This is a genomic window from Kribbella sancticallisti (assembly GCF_039530625.1).
In the GTDB taxonomy this organism is placed as follows: Bacteria; Actinomycetota; Actinomycetes; order Propionibacteriales; family Kribbellaceae; genus Kribbella; species Kribbella sancticallisti.
Map to the genome: position 1 here is coordinate 166,913 of NZ_BAAAOS010000063.1, position 15,568 is coordinate 182,480.

13 protein-coding genes and 1 pseudogene are annotated in these 15,568 nt (G+C 69.0%); 3 read left to right on the forward strand and 11 right to left on the reverse strand.

Going from position 1 to position 15,568, the window contains the following annotated elements; all coding sequences use genetic code 11:
- Positions 1–58 precede the first annotated feature (58 nt).
- From ABD255_RS39370 to priA, 5 genes are read right to left on the reverse strand one after another with little or no spacing between them, the layout of a single operon-like run.
- Positions 59–991, reverse strand: coding sequence for a lysophospholipid acyltransferase family protein (locus ABD255_RS39370; protein ID WP_344221919.1), 933 nt, complete (start codon positions 989–991; stop codon positions 59–61).
- Positions 991–2,571: an NPN-dependent hydroxyacid isomerase, LarAH14/15/16 family gene (gene larAH / locus ABD255_RS39375; protein ID WP_344221920.1), complete on the reverse strand. Its 1,581-nt coding sequence runs from the start codon at positions 2,569–2,571 to the stop codon at positions 991–993. The genes ABD255_RS39370 and larAH overlap by 1 nt, the downstream gene beginning before the upstream one ends.
- Positions 2,572–2,625: 54 nt before the next feature.
- Entirely contained in the window at positions 2,626–3,822 is a 1,197-nt protein-coding gene (locus tag ABD255_RS39380) for a zinc-dependent alcohol dehydrogenase (RefSeq protein ID WP_344221922.1), read from the reverse strand.
- The gene (locus ABD255_RS39385) at positions 3,819–6,140 is read right to left on the reverse strand and encodes an HAD-IB family hydrolase (protein ID WP_344221923.1); all 2,322 of its coding nucleotides are present in this window, start codon (positions 6,138–6,140) and stop codon (positions 3,819–3,821) included. The genes ABD255_RS39380 and ABD255_RS39385 overlap by 4 nt, the downstream gene beginning before the upstream one ends.
- Positions 6,137–6,910 (reverse strand): bifunctional 1-(5-phosphoribosyl)-5-((5-phosphoribosylamino)methylideneamino)imidazole-4-carboxamide isomerase/phosphoribosylanthranilate isomerase PriA, encoded by a 774-nt coding sequence (gene priA, locus ABD255_RS39390; protein WP_344221924.1) that lies wholly within the window; start codon positions 6,908–6,910, stop codon positions 6,137–6,139. Before priA ends, ABD255_RS39385 begins: the two co-directional genes overlap by 4 nt.
- Before the next feature lie 126 nt (positions 6,911–7,036).
- On the opposite strand from priA, the gene ABD255_RS39395 reads away from it, so the two are divergent.
- Positions 7,037–8,158, forward strand: coding sequence for a cytochrome P450 (locus tag ABD255_RS39395; RefSeq protein WP_344221925.1), 1,122 nt, complete (start codon positions 7,037–7,039; stop codon positions 8,156–8,158).
- Positions 8,159–8,193: 35 nt separating this feature from the next.
- On the opposite strand, the pseudogene ABD255_RS39400 reads toward ABD255_RS39395, so the two are convergent.
- The 3 genes and pseudogenes from ABD255_RS39400 to ABD255_RS39415 form a co-directional block, all read right to left on the reverse strand.
- Positions 8,194–8,956: pseudogene (locus tag ABD255_RS39400) on the reverse strand (class I SAM-dependent methyltransferase).
- Between the two features lie 30 nt (positions 8,957–8,986).
- Complete coding sequence (locus ABD255_RS39410) at positions 8,987–9,823, reverse strand: SAM-dependent methyltransferase (RefSeq protein ID WP_344221927.1); 837 nt, start codon at positions 9,821–9,823, stop codon at positions 8,987–8,989.
- 81 nt (positions 9,824–9,904) lie between these two features.
- Positions 9,905–10,681 (reverse strand): sulfite exporter TauE/SafE family protein, encoded by a 777-nt coding sequence (locus ABD255_RS39415; RefSeq protein WP_344221928.1) that lies wholly within the window; start codon positions 10,679–10,681, stop codon positions 9,905–9,907.
- 149 nt (positions 10,682–10,830) lie between these two features.
- Between ABD255_RS39415 and ABD255_RS39420 the strand changes: the two genes are divergently transcribed.
- Both ABD255_RS39420 and ABD255_RS39425 read left to right on the forward strand, forming a co-directional pair.
- On the forward strand, positions 10,831–11,235 hold the full coding sequence (locus ABD255_RS39420) for a hypothetical protein (protein ID WP_344221929.1): 405 nt from the start codon (positions 10,831–10,833) through the stop codon (positions 11,233–11,235).
- An 8-nt stretch (positions 11,236–11,243) separates the two neighbouring features.
- On the forward strand, positions 11,244–11,798 hold the full coding sequence (locus ABD255_RS39425; protein ID WP_344221930.1) for a PaaI family thioesterase: 555 nt from the start codon (positions 11,244–11,246) through the stop codon (positions 11,796–11,798).
- 124 nt (positions 11,799–11,922) lie between these two features.
- Here the strand turns inward: ABD255_RS39425 and ABD255_RS39430 are convergent, their stop codons facing one another.
- The 3 genes from ABD255_RS39430 to ABD255_RS39440 all read right to left on the reverse strand — a co-directional run bounded on the left by ABD255_RS39430 (position 11,923) and on the right by ABD255_RS39440 (position 15,552).
- Complete coding sequence (locus tag ABD255_RS39430; protein ID WP_344221931.1) at positions 11,923–13,686, reverse strand: proline--tRNA ligase; 1,764 nt, start codon at positions 13,684–13,686, stop codon at positions 11,923–11,925.
- A gap of 123 nt (positions 13,687–13,809) precedes the next feature.
- The gene (locus ABD255_RS39435; RefSeq protein WP_344221932.1) at positions 13,810–14,181 is read right to left on the reverse strand and encodes a DoxX family protein; all 372 of its coding nucleotides are present in this window, start codon (positions 14,179–14,181) and stop codon (positions 13,810–13,812) included.
- Between the two features lie 36 nt (positions 14,182–14,217).
- Positions 14,218–15,552, reverse strand: a complete 1,335-nt coding sequence (locus tag ABD255_RS39440) for a M14 family zinc carboxypeptidase (protein ID WP_344221933.1) — start codon at positions 15,550–15,552, stop codon at positions 14,218–14,220.
- Positions 15,553–15,568 lie beyond the last annotated feature (16 nt).

Below are 15,568 nucleotides of genomic sequence, written 5' to 3' on the forward strand. Positions count from 1 at the left end.
CGGACCTCGGACACAGCGAAAGGCGGCCGGAGATCCTCCGGCCGCCTCGACGCGGGTCCTACTTCCAGGCGCGGCGCTTCTGGCCGGCCGGCTTGATCGGGGTGGTGGACTCCCAGACGCGGCGCCAGCGAGCGGCGTCGGGGCCGGACTGCGACGGCGAGGCACCGGCGGCGACGCGGCGACGCGCCTCCCACCAGGTGGTGGCTTCCTCGTCCAGCAGGGCCGACACGGCGGCGGAGATCCGGGGCGCGAACTCCCGGGCGCTCTCCCCCTCGGCCGGGTACAGCGGGTCGCCGTACCGGACGGCTACCGTCGGCCGGCCGGGCACGGGCCAACCGCGACCACGCGGCATCGCGGCGAATGAGCCCTTGATGCCGACCGGGATCACCGGTACGCCGTGCTCGACCGCGATGTACGCCGCGCCCATCCGGAACCGCTCCATCCACCCGTCGGGCGATCGGGTGCCCTCCGGGAAGACGACCACGTTCCAGCCGTCCTCGAGCAGGTCGCCGGGCGTGGAGCTGAGCTTGCCGCCGCGGCGCTCGATCGGGAACGTGTTGAACACGATCGCCGACGCGGTCGCCCGCCACCAGGTGTCGAAGAAGTAGTCGGCGGCCGCGGCGACGGCGGTCTTGCGGCGCATCTCGTCCGGCAGGGTGCAGAGCACCAGCGGGGTGTCCAGGTGGGACGAGTGGTTCGCCACGATCACGGCCGGCCCGTGCACCTTGCGGAGCGAGTCGAGCCCGCTGACCTGCGGGTTCACCTCGAAGCGCAGCACCGAGTTGAGCGCGCCCTTCTGCAGGACCTCCCGTACTGCGATCGCGGCGGGCTTGCGGGCCCACTTCGTCGGGAAGACCGTGGTCTCCTTCGGGATCACGTACGGCTCGGCCGACCGCGGGACCTGCGGACGTCGGCCCCAGCGCCAGCCCCGCGCCACCTGCCGGACGTCCTTGACCGTGTCCCGGCCGAACTTCACCAGGCTGGTACCCATCAGCGGACGTCCGCGAGCAGGTGCGGCGGGTTGTGCAGGTAGGTGATCGACGGGGACCGGCCGACCGAGTGGCTGACCATCTCCAGCGCGTCCTGCAGCGTCGAGGCGGACCGGAAGCCCATCCGCTCGACCGTCTTGCGGTTCGCGCCGACCCAGACGATGTCGCCGCAGTGGTCCAGCGCGTGGGAGATCCAGTACCACATGTAGAACGGGTGCACGCCGTGGTACGCGTACGAGGTCCGGTACAGGTGGATGTACCACGGGTCCTCGGCGTACTGCTTCTCGAACTTCGCCTCGATGGTGGCCGGGTCGGTCGACTCCGACAGCACCTCCTCGAAGAAGTCCACGTACGACGGGTGGTGCAACTGGCTGAACTCGTAGTCCACCGGGTGGTACAGGATCACCGCGCCGTCCTTGCGGACGACGGGATTGCCCCGGTAGGAGTTGAAGTAGTAGCCCAGGCCCATGCAGGCGGCCAGGATCGGGTTCATCACCGAGTTCACGTTGTACGGGCCGACGAACGGCACGCCCATGATCGCGACGTCGGACTGGCCCTGCACCTCGACCAGGTGCTGCTTGTGCACGTTCTCGATCGTCTTCTCGTGCACCGGCTCGATCGAGCCGGCGTGGATCCCGGTCAGGCCGTAGTTCGCCCGGACGTCGGTGAAGATCCGGTGCCGCAGCTTCGGCGGGGCCAGGTCGAGCCCGCGCTTGGTCGCGAGCATCGACGCCTGGTCCTTGATCGACCACTCCCACTCGCGCTTCTGCAGGAACTCCAGCGGGCCGCCGAAGATGTCGTTGTTCAGCGTGGTCTCGATCTGGAAGACCTTGACGTGCTCGGTCAGCACCGCGCCCATCCGCCAGGCCGAGTGGTGCATCTTCGAGGCCTTGTGGTCCATGAAGGACCGCGAGTGGATCATCGTGTGGCTGTTGTGGTGGTGCTTCAGCGACTTGTACGACGCCAGCCCGATCGACGTCGACTTGTGGCCGCCGTCCATCGCCACCAGGTTCACGTTCACGTAGACCAGCAGGTCGGACTCGGCCGCCCGCTTGGAGATCTCGACGTCCTCGCCGTGCTTGGTCAGGCCCAGGTGGGTCAGGTTGCCGGCGTCCTCGGCGTCGAAGTTGTAGAGCTTGCCGTCGGGGAAGAACGACCGGAAGACCCGCTCGCCGACGATGTCGCGCAGCTCGTTCGGGGTCAGCCGGCGGTGCAGCGCGTTCGCGGAGATCAGCTCGACGTCGTCGACGCCCGCGTCGGCGGCCATCGTCAGTACGGCCTCGATGATGCGCTGCCGGATGTCCGGCTTCTTCATCGGCGGCAGCGGCAGCGAGATGTCGTCGAAGGCGATGGTCAGCCGCATCCCGGGACGCAGCAACTCCGGCAGCGGCTCGGACTCCAGCGGGTGCAGCAGGGCGTTCTGGATCGCCTCCTCGACGTCGCGCACCGCGGGCAGCGCCTCCGGCGGGTACACCACCCGGGTGCCGAGCGGGAAACGCTCCAGCAGGAAGCCCTCACCGTTGTGCACGAGCAGCGGCGGCGTCCGGTCGTCCACCTCAAGCACAAACCCTGGCCGAGACATGTCAGAACCTCTCTTGTCGTACGTTCAGCGGCGCGTCAACATCAACCAGCGCGATCATGAAGCCCTCACATCGAATGCCACCTTGACGGTGCCGAGGCGGCCGGCGGACTGCGCGTGGTCGAGCGCCTCACGCCACCGGTAGAGCGGGTAACGAGCCCCGACGATCCCGTCCAGCGGGGCCTTCGCGGCGATCTCCAGCGCGGTCTCGAAGGCGGGCCGGTCGTTCGGCTCCTCCCGCGAGGACGCGTACGTTCCGGTCAGCTCCAACTCACGGAACCACACCGGGGACAGATCCGCACCTGTCGACGGCATGCCCGACAGGACGACCCGGCCACCGGCCTTGGTCACCCGGAGCACGGTGTCGATCGAGTCCTTGGTGCCGACCGCGTCCACGGCGATGTCGACGCCGCCGAGCAGGAACTCCCGGCCGAGCTCCGGCTTGAGCCGGAACGCACCGGTCGCCCGGCGGACGCCGCGGAAGACCTCGTCGGGCGCGACCACGTCACTCGCGCCGAAGGTCCGGGCCAGCTCACGCTGCTTGGCGTGCTTGGCGACGACCGTGATCCGGCCGGCCTGGGTGAGCTCACGCAGCGCCAGCGTCGCGAACAGCCCGACCGCGCCCGCGCCGCTGACCAGTACGGACTGGCCCGGCTCGACCTTCGCCTTGAGGGCGAGGTGTACGGCGCACGCCAGCGGCTCGGTCAGTACGGCCCGCTCGTCCGAAAGCCCCTCCGGTACTGCGTACAACTGGCTGCGGTGGGCGACCATCACGTTGCCCCAGCCGCCACCGGTGTCCTGGCAGAACCCGGTCTGCAGTCCGGGGGCCACGTGACCCACGGTGATCCGGTCGCAGCGGTTGGTGTGGCCGGACGCGCAGCCCACGCAGGGCTCGACGCCACGGGCGGCGCAGGTGAGCACCGAGTCCATCACCACGCGGGTGCCCTTGGGCAGGTCCTCGCAGTCCTCGAGCAGCACGCCGACGACCTCGTGGCCGGGCACGAACGGCATCGACACCATCGCCGAGAAGTACAGCTTGGTGTGGCCGGTGACCATGCCGAGGTCGGAGCCGCAGATCCCGGACAGGATCGGCCGGATCTTCGCCCAGCCCTCCCGGTCGGACCTCGGCTCCTCGATCGTGACCAGCCGCAGCGGGGCCGCCGGGCCGGTCAGGATGCCGGGGATCCGGCTTCCCATCGCCTTCGCGGCCAGGTACTTGGCCGGCGAGCGGTACATCTCCAGCGCGAGCATCATCGGGCCATCCCTCCGGAAAAACGCTGTACCCCGGGGATCTCCAGACGCGATGAGGTGGACGGGGTCCTCCAGTCGACGATCTGCCAGCGCGCGGACCGGGCGGCCCGGAACAGCGACACGTCCGGCGACACCGCGACGGGATTGCCGACGGTCGTCAGCATCGGCAGGTCCGAGTGGCTGTCGGCGTAGGCGTACGACTTGGACAGGTCGATGCTGGTACCGCGGGCGCGGTTCTTGATCCACGCCGCCCGGGACTCGCCGACCAGCGGTGGCCCGGTCAGGAAGCCGGTGCACCGACCGCGGTCGTCGACGGCCAGGTCGGCCGCGATGATCTCGTCGAACAACGGCTCCAGCGGCCTGGTCAGCGGCCGGATCGCGCCGGTGATCAGGATCGTGCGGTGACCCGCCGCCTTGTGCTCGCGGATCCGCCGGACGGCGTCACCGCTGAGCCGCTCGAGCACGTGCTCGGCGAGCACCTCGTCGACGATCCGGTTCAGCTGCTCCAGTTCGGCGCCCTCGTAGCGGCGGTAGATCGTCCGCAGGAAGGTGCCGCGGTCCTTGCGCTCGGCCGCGATCAGCTTCGGCAGCTTGCGCAGCATCGCGCCGATCTCGCCGTAGCGCTGGTGGCTGTCCAGCTCCGGCAGCCGCATCCACAGGTAGGTCTCGATCACGTTCGACGACAGCAGCGTGCCGTCCATGTCGAAGGCCGCGATGATCTCCGCGTCATCGGACGGCGCCACCTTCTTCAGGGTGCCGGCCGACTCGGCCAGCGCCTTGTTCCGCTTCTTGCGGACCACGTCCAGCCGGCGCAGCGAGTCCGTCACGCTCGGGCAGTGCACTTCCTGCAGGTAGTGCTGCCAGTCCACGATCGAGGTGTCGCACCAGAACTTCTCCCGGTCGTCCCCCTCGAGCGCGTCGTGCAGCGCGAGCACGTTGTCGTCGATGAACTGGAGCTCGGCCTGCGCGTATTCGGCGTACAGGTCCATGTAGCGGCGCAGGAAGTCCAGCCGGCGCTTCTGCACGTCGAGCTCGCGGGCGTACTTGCGGGTCTTCTCGCCGCGCGGGACGTGGGTGATGATCGTGTCGGCGATCTTGTGCGCGCGTTCGCCGTACCGGAGCATGCTCTCGACCGAGTCGCCGCCGGGGAACTTCCAGACCGGCAGCCGGACCGCGCCGCGCTCGCCCAGGTCGAAGGGGTGCTTGGAGAAGTACGCCCGCACGCCGGAGTACAACTGCTCGAAGGTGAGCGGGTTCCGGGCGCCGGAGCTGACGTGGTAGTACTCCGGCTTGTTCAGCTCGGGCTCGGTCGCCATCACCGCGCAGATCGCGCCGACGACGTGGTCGACCGGGATGATCTCGACCACGGAGTCCGGGCTGGCCGGGAACTCCGGCAGCTCGCCGCGGCCGTAGGCCAGGATCAGCGGCTCGGCCATCTTGAAGCCCTCGATCCAGCCCGGGTGCGGGCTGGTCAGCGAGGACTCGATGATCGCCGGGCGCACGATCGAGGTCGGCAGCCTGGCCGCGAACTCCTCGACGACGCGCTCGCCGAGCGCCTTGGTGAAGGTGTAGCAGTCGGTCCAGCCGAGGCTGCGGGCGCGCTCGGTGCCGGTCTCGACCAGCTTTTTCGCGACCCACTCGGTACGCCGCCGCTCGGTGTCGGCCGCCGCGGTCAGGTGACCGGCGCGGCGGTGCAGCTTCTCCGACTCCTTGCGGAACCTGATCAGCATCGCGGCGCTGCGGGAGGCCTCCTCGACCCGGGCCTTCATCGCCATCCCGGCCTCGGCCTCGGACCGCCAGTCGACGTTGTGCTCGACCGGCGCCTCGGGGATCGCGCCGCGGCGGCGACCGGCCGTGTAGGCGGTGGAGATGTGCACGTAGTGGATGGAGCGATCGGTCCCGGCGCGGCTCTCGTCGATCCGCTCCAGCAGGCTCTTGGTGCCGAGCACGTTGGTGGTGAACGCCTCGTGGATCGGCGGGTCGAACGAGACGTCGCCGGCGCAGTGCACGACGATGTCGAGATCGTTCGGCAGTTCCGGGACGGCGGACAGGTCGCCCTCGACCACCTCGACCCGGGCGGCGGTGAGTTCGTCCGCGTCGGCGTAGGGGGTGCCTTCGCCGTAGAAGGGCTTGAAGATGTCCTTCTTCAGCATCTGCGCCATCCGGGCGGTGCCGGTCAGCGAACCCTTGGGGCGGATGATCGCGACCACGGTCGTGCCGGGCAGTTCGCCGATGATGCGGTGCAGCAGTGCCTCACCGACGAATCCGGTGACGCCGGTGACCAGGACCTTCTTGCCAGCGAGCTTGTCGGCAAGACTCACTTGTCGCCTCCACGGGTGAGTTCGAGTGCCTCGGTCAGGGTGAACGCGCCGGCGTACAGGGCCTTGCCGACGATGACGCCCTCGACGCCGTCGGCGACCAGGGTGCTCAGCGCGCGCAGGTCGTCCAGGCTGGAGACGCCGCCCGACGCGATGATCGGCTTGTCGGTCCGGTCGCACAGGTCGCGGTACAGGTCCAGGTTGGGCCCCTGGAGCATGCCGTCCTTGGTGACGTCGGTGACCACGTAGCGCTCGCAGCCGGCCTGTTCGAGCCGCTCGAGCACCTCGTAGAGGTCGCCGCCCTCCTTGGTCCAGCCGCGCGCGGCCAGGGTCCGGCCGCGGACGTCCAGGCCGATCGCGATCCGGTCGCCGAACTCGGCGATGATCCGGTCGCACCACTCGGGGTCTTCCAGGGCGGCGGTCCCGATGTTTACGCGGCGGGCACCAGTGGCCAGAGCGGCGGCCAGCGAGTCGTCGTCGCGGATGCCACCGGACAGCTCGACCTGTACGTCGAGCTTGCCGGTCACCTCGGCGAGCAGTTCACGGTTGCTGCCGCGGCCGAAGGCGGCGTCCAGGTCGACCAGATGAATCCAGTCGGCACCGGCCTCCTGCCAGGCCATCGCGGCGGCCAGCGGGTCGCCGTACGAGGTCTCACTGCCGGCCTCGCCCTGCACCAGCCGGACAGCCTGCCCGTCCGCCACATCCACGGCAGGAAGCAACACCAGGTTCCCAGACCGGGGCGGTGGGGTGGGGTACGAATCCGACAAAGACATGGCCCACACCCTAGATGGCTCGGGTTCCGGATTCGTAACCCACTGCCCCGCTGAGTCGTTGAGAACGGATCTGTCTCAGCAATACCACTGAGGTGAGTGGTCTTAACCACCCGTAAGCTCTTCAGCATGACTACTGTGGCTGACCTCGAGCGGGATCCGCACGCCTTGCTGGCCGAGATCCGGCCGGTGGGCTGGGTCGAGGCACTCAGCGGTTGGGTGGTCAGCAGCCGCGACCTGGCGATGCAGGTGATGCGGGACCCGGAGACCTTCACCGTGGACGACCCGCGCTTCTCCACCGCGCAGGTGGTCGGGCCGTCGATGCTGTCACTCGACGCCGGACCGCACGCGGAGCATCGCGCGCCGTTCGAGCATCCGTTCAGCCTGGCGCAGACCCGGGCCCGGTTCACCGACTTCGTGGTGGCGGAGACCGATCGGCTGGTGAGTGCGATCGAGCCGCTGGGTGCCGCGGACCTGCGGCCAACGGTCGCCGGGCCGCTGTCGGTCGCGGTGGTCGCCCACTCGCTCGGCCTGGCGCAGACCGAGGCGGCGACGGTGCTGGACTGGTACCAGGACATCTCGTCCTCGGTCAGCGGTGTCTCCGCCGGACATCCGGTGACGGCCGAGGGCGCCGCCGCCTTCGCCAAACTGCACGCACATGTTGCCGGGAGCATCGATCAGGCGGACTCGCTGATCGCCGAGGCCGCGCACGCCGGGCTGGGCACCGACGAAGTGGTGGCGAACGCGGCCGTGCTGATGTTCGGCGGCATCGAGACCACCGAGGGCATGATCACCAACGCGCTGTGGCACCTGCTGACGAATCCCAGTCAGCTCGCGCTGGTGCTGGCCGACCAATCGCTGATCCCGAACGCGGTGGAGGAGTCCCTCCGCCTCGAACCCTCCGCCGCCGTCGTGGATCGCTACGCCACCCGTGACGTCGAACTGTCCGGTGCCTCGATCAAGCGCGGGGACCTGGTCACCGTCTCGCTGGCAGGCGCCGGCCGCGACCCCGCGGTCTTCCCCGACCCCGACCAGTACGACGTACGCCGGTCCAACGCGCGCCGCCATCTCGCCTTCGCCAGCGGGCCACACATCTGCCTCGGCATGCACCTGGCCCGCCTGGAAGCCGTCACCGCCCTGACCGCACTCCTGACCCGACTCCCCGACCTGCGCCTGGAGCCGACCTCTCCCCCACCCCACGGCCTCGTCTTCCGCAAGCCAACCGCAGTCAACGTGACCTGGACGATCTAGTGTCCTGAGTCGGAACGCTCAGGGTGCCGCGAAGCTCAGCGCGCTGGACTCCGAAGAACCAACAGTCCAGCCGGGGCGACAGGAAGCACTCGCTCCGGTTCGGCCGCCGCGTCGCGCTCGAACTCGGCGAACCCGGCCTCGATCTCCTCCTCCGGCAGATGCTCGAAGGTCGAGAACGCCCGCAACTTCAGCCGCTCGTACGTCGCTCGCAGCGTCCGCGGCTCCGACGCCTCGAACCAGCGTGGCTCCGGATCGGGAACCAGCCCGGCCTGCTCCGCCAGGACCCGCACCTCGTCGAGTCCGAGGTACATCGCCGCGTCGACCCGTCGTGCGGAAGGGAAATACCTGTACCAGTAGAGATCCGGCATCCGGTCGCCGAACTGAGTCCGGAGCAGCACGACGCCACCGGGTCGCAGTACGCGGGCGACCTCCCTCATCCCCTGCGGCTGATCACTCCAGTGATGCAGGGTCAGGAACAGCAGCACCAGGTCGACGGAATCGTCCGGCAGCGGGATCGCCTCGGCCGAGCCGGCCATAGGTGACGTCAGGATGCGAGGCATCGTCGATCGCCTGCCGCCGCATCTGCTCGGAGGGCTCCACTCCGTAGACCGGCCCACCGAACTCCTCCGCCAGCCCCGGCGTGAACCGTCCGATCCCGCAGCCGAGATCCAGCACGACCAACGGCCGCCGCGCCGGAGCGCTCGCGGCGAACTCCCGTATCCAGTCCTGCAAGCCTTCGGGAGCGAGCTGCCGCCCCTCGGCGTACACCGCGTGCAACCGCTTGTCGTAGTCGACCATGCGTCGACCTATGTTGCGGGCAGTGCGGGGTCAGGGCTTCTTACCGACGCCGACCCACAGGCTGCAGCTGACGTCGGAGAAGATCCCGCGCTCGACCAGTTGCTCGGTCTCCGCGTCCGGATGCCAGCGGTAGGGAACCTCGAGGCCGGGCTCGACCATCTCGAGGCCGGTGAAGAACCGCTGGATCTCTTCCCGGCTGCGGACCTGCGCGTCGCCGCCGTCGGCCTTGTAGACCTGGATCGCCTGCTCCCACATGGCCGGAGCGAAGTCCGGGGTGCAGTGGGAGAAGATCAGGTACGAGCCCGAGGCGAGCGCGTCGACCAACTGCTGGACGATCTCGAAGGGCTTCTTGTCGTCCGGCAGGTAGTGGAAGACGCCGACCAGGCTGAGCGCCACCGGCTTGCTCAGGTCGAGCACGGTGCGGACCTCTTCGGAGTCCAGGATCGCCTGGGGGTCGGTGACGTCGGCCTCCAGGTAGGCGGTCTCACCGTGCGTCGAACTGACCAGCAGAGCGCGGGAGTGGGCGAGGACGATCGGGTCGTTGTCGGCGTACACGACCCGGGCCTCCGGGACGACCTCCTGCACGACCTCGTGCAGGTTCGGGCTGGTCGGGATGCCGGTGCCGATGTCGAGGAACTGGGTGATGCCGCGCTCGGCGACGTACCGGGCTGCGCGGTGCATCCACATCCGGTTGGACTGGGCCGCGGTGCGGAACCCCGGGAACGCCTCGAGCAGATGGTCGCCGACCTCGCGGTCGATCGCGAAGTTGGTCTTGCCGCCCAGGAAGTAGTCGTAGACCCGCGCACTGTGCGGCACGCTCAAATCGAGCCGGTGGTCAGCCGCGGTCCCATCCATCTGATCGCCCATCACTGCTCCTCGAGAATCTGCCCGTGCGGTAGACCGAATCGTAGCGGGCGGTCAACAGCCAGTAGGCGACACCCCGCACGCTCAGCCGAAGAAGACGTCGTAGCCGAGGCGGAGGATGAGCGCGCTGACGACGACCAGGAAGATCACCCGGACGAAACGGCTGCCCCGGGCGACCGCGGTACGGGCGCCGAGCAGGCCGCCGAGCATGTTGGCCAGGCCCATGATCAGGCCGAGCCGCCACAGCGGAGCACCGTGCGCGGCGAAGACCAGGATGGCGCCGAGGTTGGTGGCGACGTTGGCGATCTTGGCCTTGGCGCTGGCGCGGAGGAAGTTGTAGCCCATCAGGCCGACCAGCGCGAAGATCAGGAACGACCCGGTCCCCGGCCCGACCGCGCCGTCGTAGAACCCGATCAGCAGGCCGACCAGGCTGGCCGCGACGTAGTGGGCGCGCCCGTCGAAGCGCAGTACGGTCGCGGAGCCGAGGTCCGGCTTCACCCAGGTGTAGATGGCCACCCCGATCAGCAGCACGAGCACGATCGGCTTGAACCACGACATCGGGATCTGCGTCGCCACCAACGCGCCCGCCGCCGATCCGAGCGCCGCGAGAATCGCCAGCGGCAGGACGGTCCGCCGGTCCGGCTTCACCTTCAGACCGAAGGTGACGGCGCTGGTCGTCGTACCGAACAGCGAGGAGATCTTGTTGGTGGACAGGATCTGCGCCGGCGACGCGTTCGGCAGGCCGAGCAGCATCGCCGGAAGCTGGATCAGCCCACCACCACCGACGACGGCGTCGATCCAGCCGGCCGAGAAGGCCGCGATCACCAGGAACACGATGGTCAGCAGGGAAACGTCAGGCACAGTGGCACCACACAGGGGACAGCAAGGACATGGCTCCATCATCCAGTAAGGCCATTATCCCGCTCTACCCTTACATCGATTCGGCGGAGACAAAGCGCCGCGGCGATGGAACAGTGGCTGGATGGCCTCGTCGATCCTGCCACCCGAAGGTGAACACCTCGCCACCGGCTGGGAGGCCGATCTGGCTCCCACCGACTCCCTCGTCCGCCAGGCCGTCCTCGCCCACGCTTCCTGGGCCGTCGACGCCGCCCGCCGAGCCGACCGGCCGTGGTACCTTCCTCGACGGCCCATCGACCGTGTTCGTCGGCTACGACGGTGATGTTCCGCTGGCCACCTCCGTCGCCCACGACGCGGCGGGCCTGACCGTCGTCGAGAACGTCGCGGTACTCCCGGCCGCGCGCGGTCGCGGCGCCGGCGCGGCGATCACCTGGGCTGCCACCGGCCACCGCCCGGACCAGCCCGCCGCCCTGATCGCCAGCGACGACGGCCAGCCCGTGTACCAACGCCTCGGCTACCTTCGGGTGGAACGCTGGACCGTCTGGGTCCGCGCCTGAGGAGCCCGATGAACGACCACGAAAAAGCCGGCCCCGAGCAAGCCGGTCCCGAAGAAGCCGGTCTCAAGCAAGCCGGTCCCGAAGAAGGCGGTCCCGAGCAAGCTGGTCCCGAGGAAGCCCGGCCTGAGGAGGCCGGCTCCGAGGTGCAGGCTCGGATCAAGGCGAGCTTCGAACGCCAGGGCCTGATGGAACATCTCGGGGCCTACCTGACCCACATCGGCCCCGGCCGAGTCCACATCCAGCTCCCCCGCCGCCCTGAGGTCACCCAGCAACACGGGTACTTCCACGCCGGCGCCACCAGTTCCATCGCCGACAGCGCCGGCGGCTACGCTGCCTTCACCCTGTTCCCCGACGACAGTTCGGTCCTGACCGTCGAGTTCAAGATCAACCTGCTCGCCCCAGCCGAAGGCGACTACATCGAAGCCATCGGCCAAGTCCTCAAGTCCGGCCGCACGCTGACGGTGTGCCAGTTGGAGGTCTTCGCCATCCACGGCACCCAGCGCTCACTGGTAGCAGCCGGCCAGCAAACCCTCATCTGCATCCACAACCGCCCCGACCACTAACCGCGACGTCGCCACCGGTTCGCACCGGGGCGGCCGGACCGGGCGAGGCTTCCGGGCGGGCGGACCACTCCACCCGCAGGCGCTGGGGCCTACGGGTGGAGTGGTGTGGCGCAGGGACGGGTGACTAGCCGCGGACGACCGACACCAAGTGGTCGACGATGTCGGCGACCGGGACGTCTGCGCGGTCGCCTGAGCGGCGGTCCTTGACCTCGATGGTGCCTTCGGCCAGGCCCTTGCCGACCACGGCGATGGTGGGGATGCCGAGCAGCTCGGCGTCCTTGAACTTGACGCCGGGCGACACCTTCTCGCGATCGTCGTAGAGGACCGACAGACCGCGGGACTCCAGCTCGGCGGCGATCGAGGCCGCCTTCGCGAACAGCTCGGAGTCCTTGCCGGTGGCAACCAGGTGGACATCGGCCGGCGCGATCTCGCGGGGCCAGATCAGGCCGAGCTCGTCGTGGTTGCCCTCGGCGATGGCCGCGACCGCGCGGGTGACGCCGACGCCGTACGAGCCCATCGTGACGGTGACCAGCTTGCCGTTCTGGTCCAGCACCTTCAGGTCCAGGGCGTCGGCGTACTTCTTGCCGAGCTGGAAGATGTGGCCCATCTCGATGCCGCGGGCCGCCGACATCGGACCCGAACCATCGGGCGCCTCGTCGCCGTCGCGCACCTCGGCCGCCTGGATCGTGCCGTCGGCGGTGAAGTCGCGGCCGTACACCAGGTTGATCACGTGATAGCCGGTCTTGTCCGCGCCGGTGACCCAGGCGGAACCCTCCGCGATCCGGGGATCGAGCAGGTACCGGATCTTGGCCGAGTTCTCCGCGCCGAGCACACCGGGCCCGATGTAGCCCTTGGCCAGCGCCGGATTCTTCTCGAAGTCGGACTCCTCGAACGCGACCACCTCCGCGGGCTCGACCTGCGCGCCGAGACGCTTCTCGTCGATCGCGCGGTCACCGGGCACGCCGATGGCCAGCGGCTCACGGGTGCCGTCGGGGTGCACGAGCATCACCAGCACGTTCTTCAACGTGTCGGCAGCGGTCCACTCGCGGCCGTCAGTACGGGCGTGCTTCGCGTTCAGCGCGTCCACCAGCGTGTCGATGGTCGGCGTGTCCGGGGTGTCGACCACCTCGGCGGCGGGCACGGCCGAGGCGTCGACAGGCGTCGCCTGGGGCACCACGACGGCCTCGACGTTCGCCGCGTAGCCACCCGGCGAGCGGACGAAGGTGTCCTCGCCGTTCTCCGCGATCGCCAGGAACTCCTCCGATGCCGAGCCGCCCATCGCACCCGACATCGCCTTGACGATGACGTAGTCGAAGCCGAGCCGGTCGAAGATGTTGATGTACGCCTTCCGGTGCAGTTCGAACGACGCCTGCAGCCCGTCCTGGTCGATGTCGAACGAGTACGAGTCCTTCATCACGAACTCGCGCCCGCGCAGTACGCCGGCCCGCGGCCGCGCCTCGTCGCGGTACTTGTTCTGGATCTGGTAGATCGACAGCGGCAGATCCTTGTACGACGAGTACAGGTCCTTCACGACGAGGGTGAACATCTCCTCGTGCGTCGGGCCGAGCAGCATGTCCGCGCCCTTGCGGTCCTTCAGGCGGAACAGATTCGGCCCGTACTCCGTCCAGCGGCCGGTCGCCTCGTAGGGCTCGCGGGGCAGCAGGGACGGGAAGACCAGTTCCTGCGCGCCGATCGCGTCCATCTCCTCGCGGACGATGGTCTCGACGTTGCGCAGCACCTTCAGCCCGAGGGGCAGCCAGGTGTAGACGCCCGGCGCGGCGCGGCGGATGTAGCCGGCGCGGACGAGCAGTCGGTGGCTCGGGACCTCCGCGTCCGCCGGGTCCTCGCGAAGGGTGCGAAGGAACAGCGACGACATGCGCAGAATCACGGGAGTCTCCCAGCAAGTACAAGAATCGGACGAACTACTGACGGCAAAGAGGATATCCGCCCCCGCCGAATGCTCTCACCACTTTTCCACAGGCCCACGTCAGGGGCTGGGTGGAAGGCCCGGTCAGCGACCCTCGCGGGAAGCCTTCAGGGCGGCCCGGATCAGCGGGATCTGAAGCGGAAGCCGGGCGAAGGCGATCGCCTTGGCCCGCGGCGAGCCCTTCCGGTTCAGGTCCAGCGCCATCTGCACGTTGGCCGGGAACACCGCCGCGAGCAGCCCGGCACTCACCAGGCCCGCCGTGCGCCGGGTGCGTGGGTGCAGGAGGCCGGCCGCGCAAGCGATCTCCGCCACCCCGGAGGCGTAGACGAGTTCCTTCTTGCGCGGCAACTGACGCGGCACGATCCGCTCGAACGGCTTGGGCCGAACGAAATGCAGCACGCCCGTCACCCCGAACAGCGCGGCCAGCCCGGTGGTGCTCTTGCTCCGTCGGCTCATGACCCCGGACTCTAGCGCTATGTTACCGGCGAGTCACTACGGCAACGGCCCGTACGGCGCGGCGGCGGCCCGGGCGGCGTACAGCAGGGCCGGCTTCTGCTTCGGCCAGAACGTCGAGCCCATGCACGAGTACGCCGGGAAGAAGCCCGCACACGCGCCGGAGTCCGGACCGATCTCGAACGTGTACGACGGAACCCCGCGCGTCCCGTACAGCCAGTCGTCGGTGGCCCCGGGCGCGAAGTACCCGACCCCGCCGTCCCCGGTCGACACCGGATACCCGTTCAGCGCGCCCATCTTCTTGCCCAGAGCAACCAAAGCCGTCTTGTCCGGCGCCGCCGTGTTCGTGTAGCCCCACGGCGCCAGGATGTCGCTGCCGAAGCTGTGCAGGGTGAGGAAGACGCCGGTGGTTCCGGCAGCAGCAGGCTCGCCCACCTCGCCCTTGGTGTCGCGGAAGATCTTGTCCAGCAAACCCTGGACCGCGACGGTCTCCGGCTCGGACACCGCCTTCACGCCGGGGTAGGTCTCGTCGCACGGCCCGCCCTGGTTGACGTCCCACTGAAAGCTGGAGTTGCGGTTCAGGTCCACGCCGGCGTCGCCGGCCGGGCAGCCACCCGTGCTGTTGTCGACGTTCTTGCGCTGCATCACCGGCTGGGTCGGGTTCGACGCGACCACGTCCACGCCGTCCGGGTTCGCCATCGGAACGACCCACAACTCCCGGGAATCCACCAGCGAGGTAATCGCCGGATCCTTCCCGTACTGCGTGACGAGCAGGTCGATCCACTGGTACGCGATCTCCCCTGTCGACACCTCGCGGGCGTGGATCTGCGCGTGCAGGACGAACTTCGGCTTCTTTCCCGTGCTGTTCAGCGCACAGTCGCCAGTGGTCAGCTTGGTGATGCACAGCGCCTGGATGTCGTGACCACCTGTGCCCTGCGTCTTCTTCCACGAGTCCCCGATGTCGTAGAGCTTCACCAGGTCCGAGTGGGCCGTAGCCACGGCCGCGTTGTGCTGCTCGTGACCAGCGGTCGTGTGGTAGCCGCCGTAGTACGTAGTACCGGCTGCGTCTGAGGCGACGCGCGCCACTGGCTGGTAGACGTCGCCGGTCTTGCCCAGGACCACGCCGCGGGCGCGCAGTCGGTCCACCTCGGCAGGCGTTGCGACCAGGGTCGGCCGGGAGCCGTGGGCGTGGCTGATGTCGTAGCCGTCGCGGACCAGGTCTGCAACAGCCATGCCTGCCGGCAGCTTGAGCGAGTAGTAGGACGGGCGTGTGTCGGCGGCAGGAGCCGGCGCTGCCGAGGAGCCGGGAGTGAACCCGGTGACGGCGAGCGCGACGGCGGCCATACCGGCCAAGGGCAGGGCGAGTCTTCGCATGAAGGATCCTTCGGCT

Excerpts from the sequence above, each read along its gene's own strand:
- ABD255_RS39370 (WP_344221919.1), bottom strand. The coding sequence starts at position 991 with ATGGGTACCAGCCTGGTGAAGTTCGGCCGGGACACGGTCAAGGACGTC.
- larAH (WP_344221920.1), bottom strand. The coding sequence starts at position 2,571 with ATGTCTCGGCCAGGGTTTGTGCTTGAGGTGGACGACCGGACGCCGCCG.
- ABD255_RS39380 (WP_344221922.1), bottom strand. The coding sequence starts at position 3,822 with ATGATGCTCGCGCTGGAGATGTACCGCTCGCCGGCCAAGTACCTGGCC.
- priA (WP_344221924.1), bottom strand. The coding sequence starts at position 6,910 with ATGTCTTTGTCGGATTCGTACCCCACCCCACCGCCCCGGTCTGGGAAC.
- ABD255_RS39395 (WP_344221925.1), top strand. The coding sequence starts at position 7,037 with ATGACTACTGTGGCTGACCTCGAGCGGGATCCGCACGCCTTGCTGGCC.
- ABD255_RS39410 (WP_344221927.1), bottom strand. The coding sequence starts at position 9,823 with ATGGGCGATCAGATGGATGGGACCGCGGCTGACCACCGGCTCGATTTG.
- ABD255_RS39425 (WP_344221930.1), top strand. The coding sequence starts at position 11,244 with ATGAACGACCACGAAAAAGCCGGCCCCGAGCAAGCCGGTCCCGAAGAA.
- ABD255_RS39435 (WP_344221932.1), bottom strand. The coding sequence starts at position 14,181 with ATGAGCCGACGGAGCAAGAGCACCACCGGGCTGGCCGCGCTGTTCGGG.
- ABD255_RS39440 (WP_344221933.1), bottom strand. The coding sequence starts at position 15,552 with ATGCGAAGACTCGCCCTGCCCTTGGCCGGTATGGCCGCCGTCGCGCTC.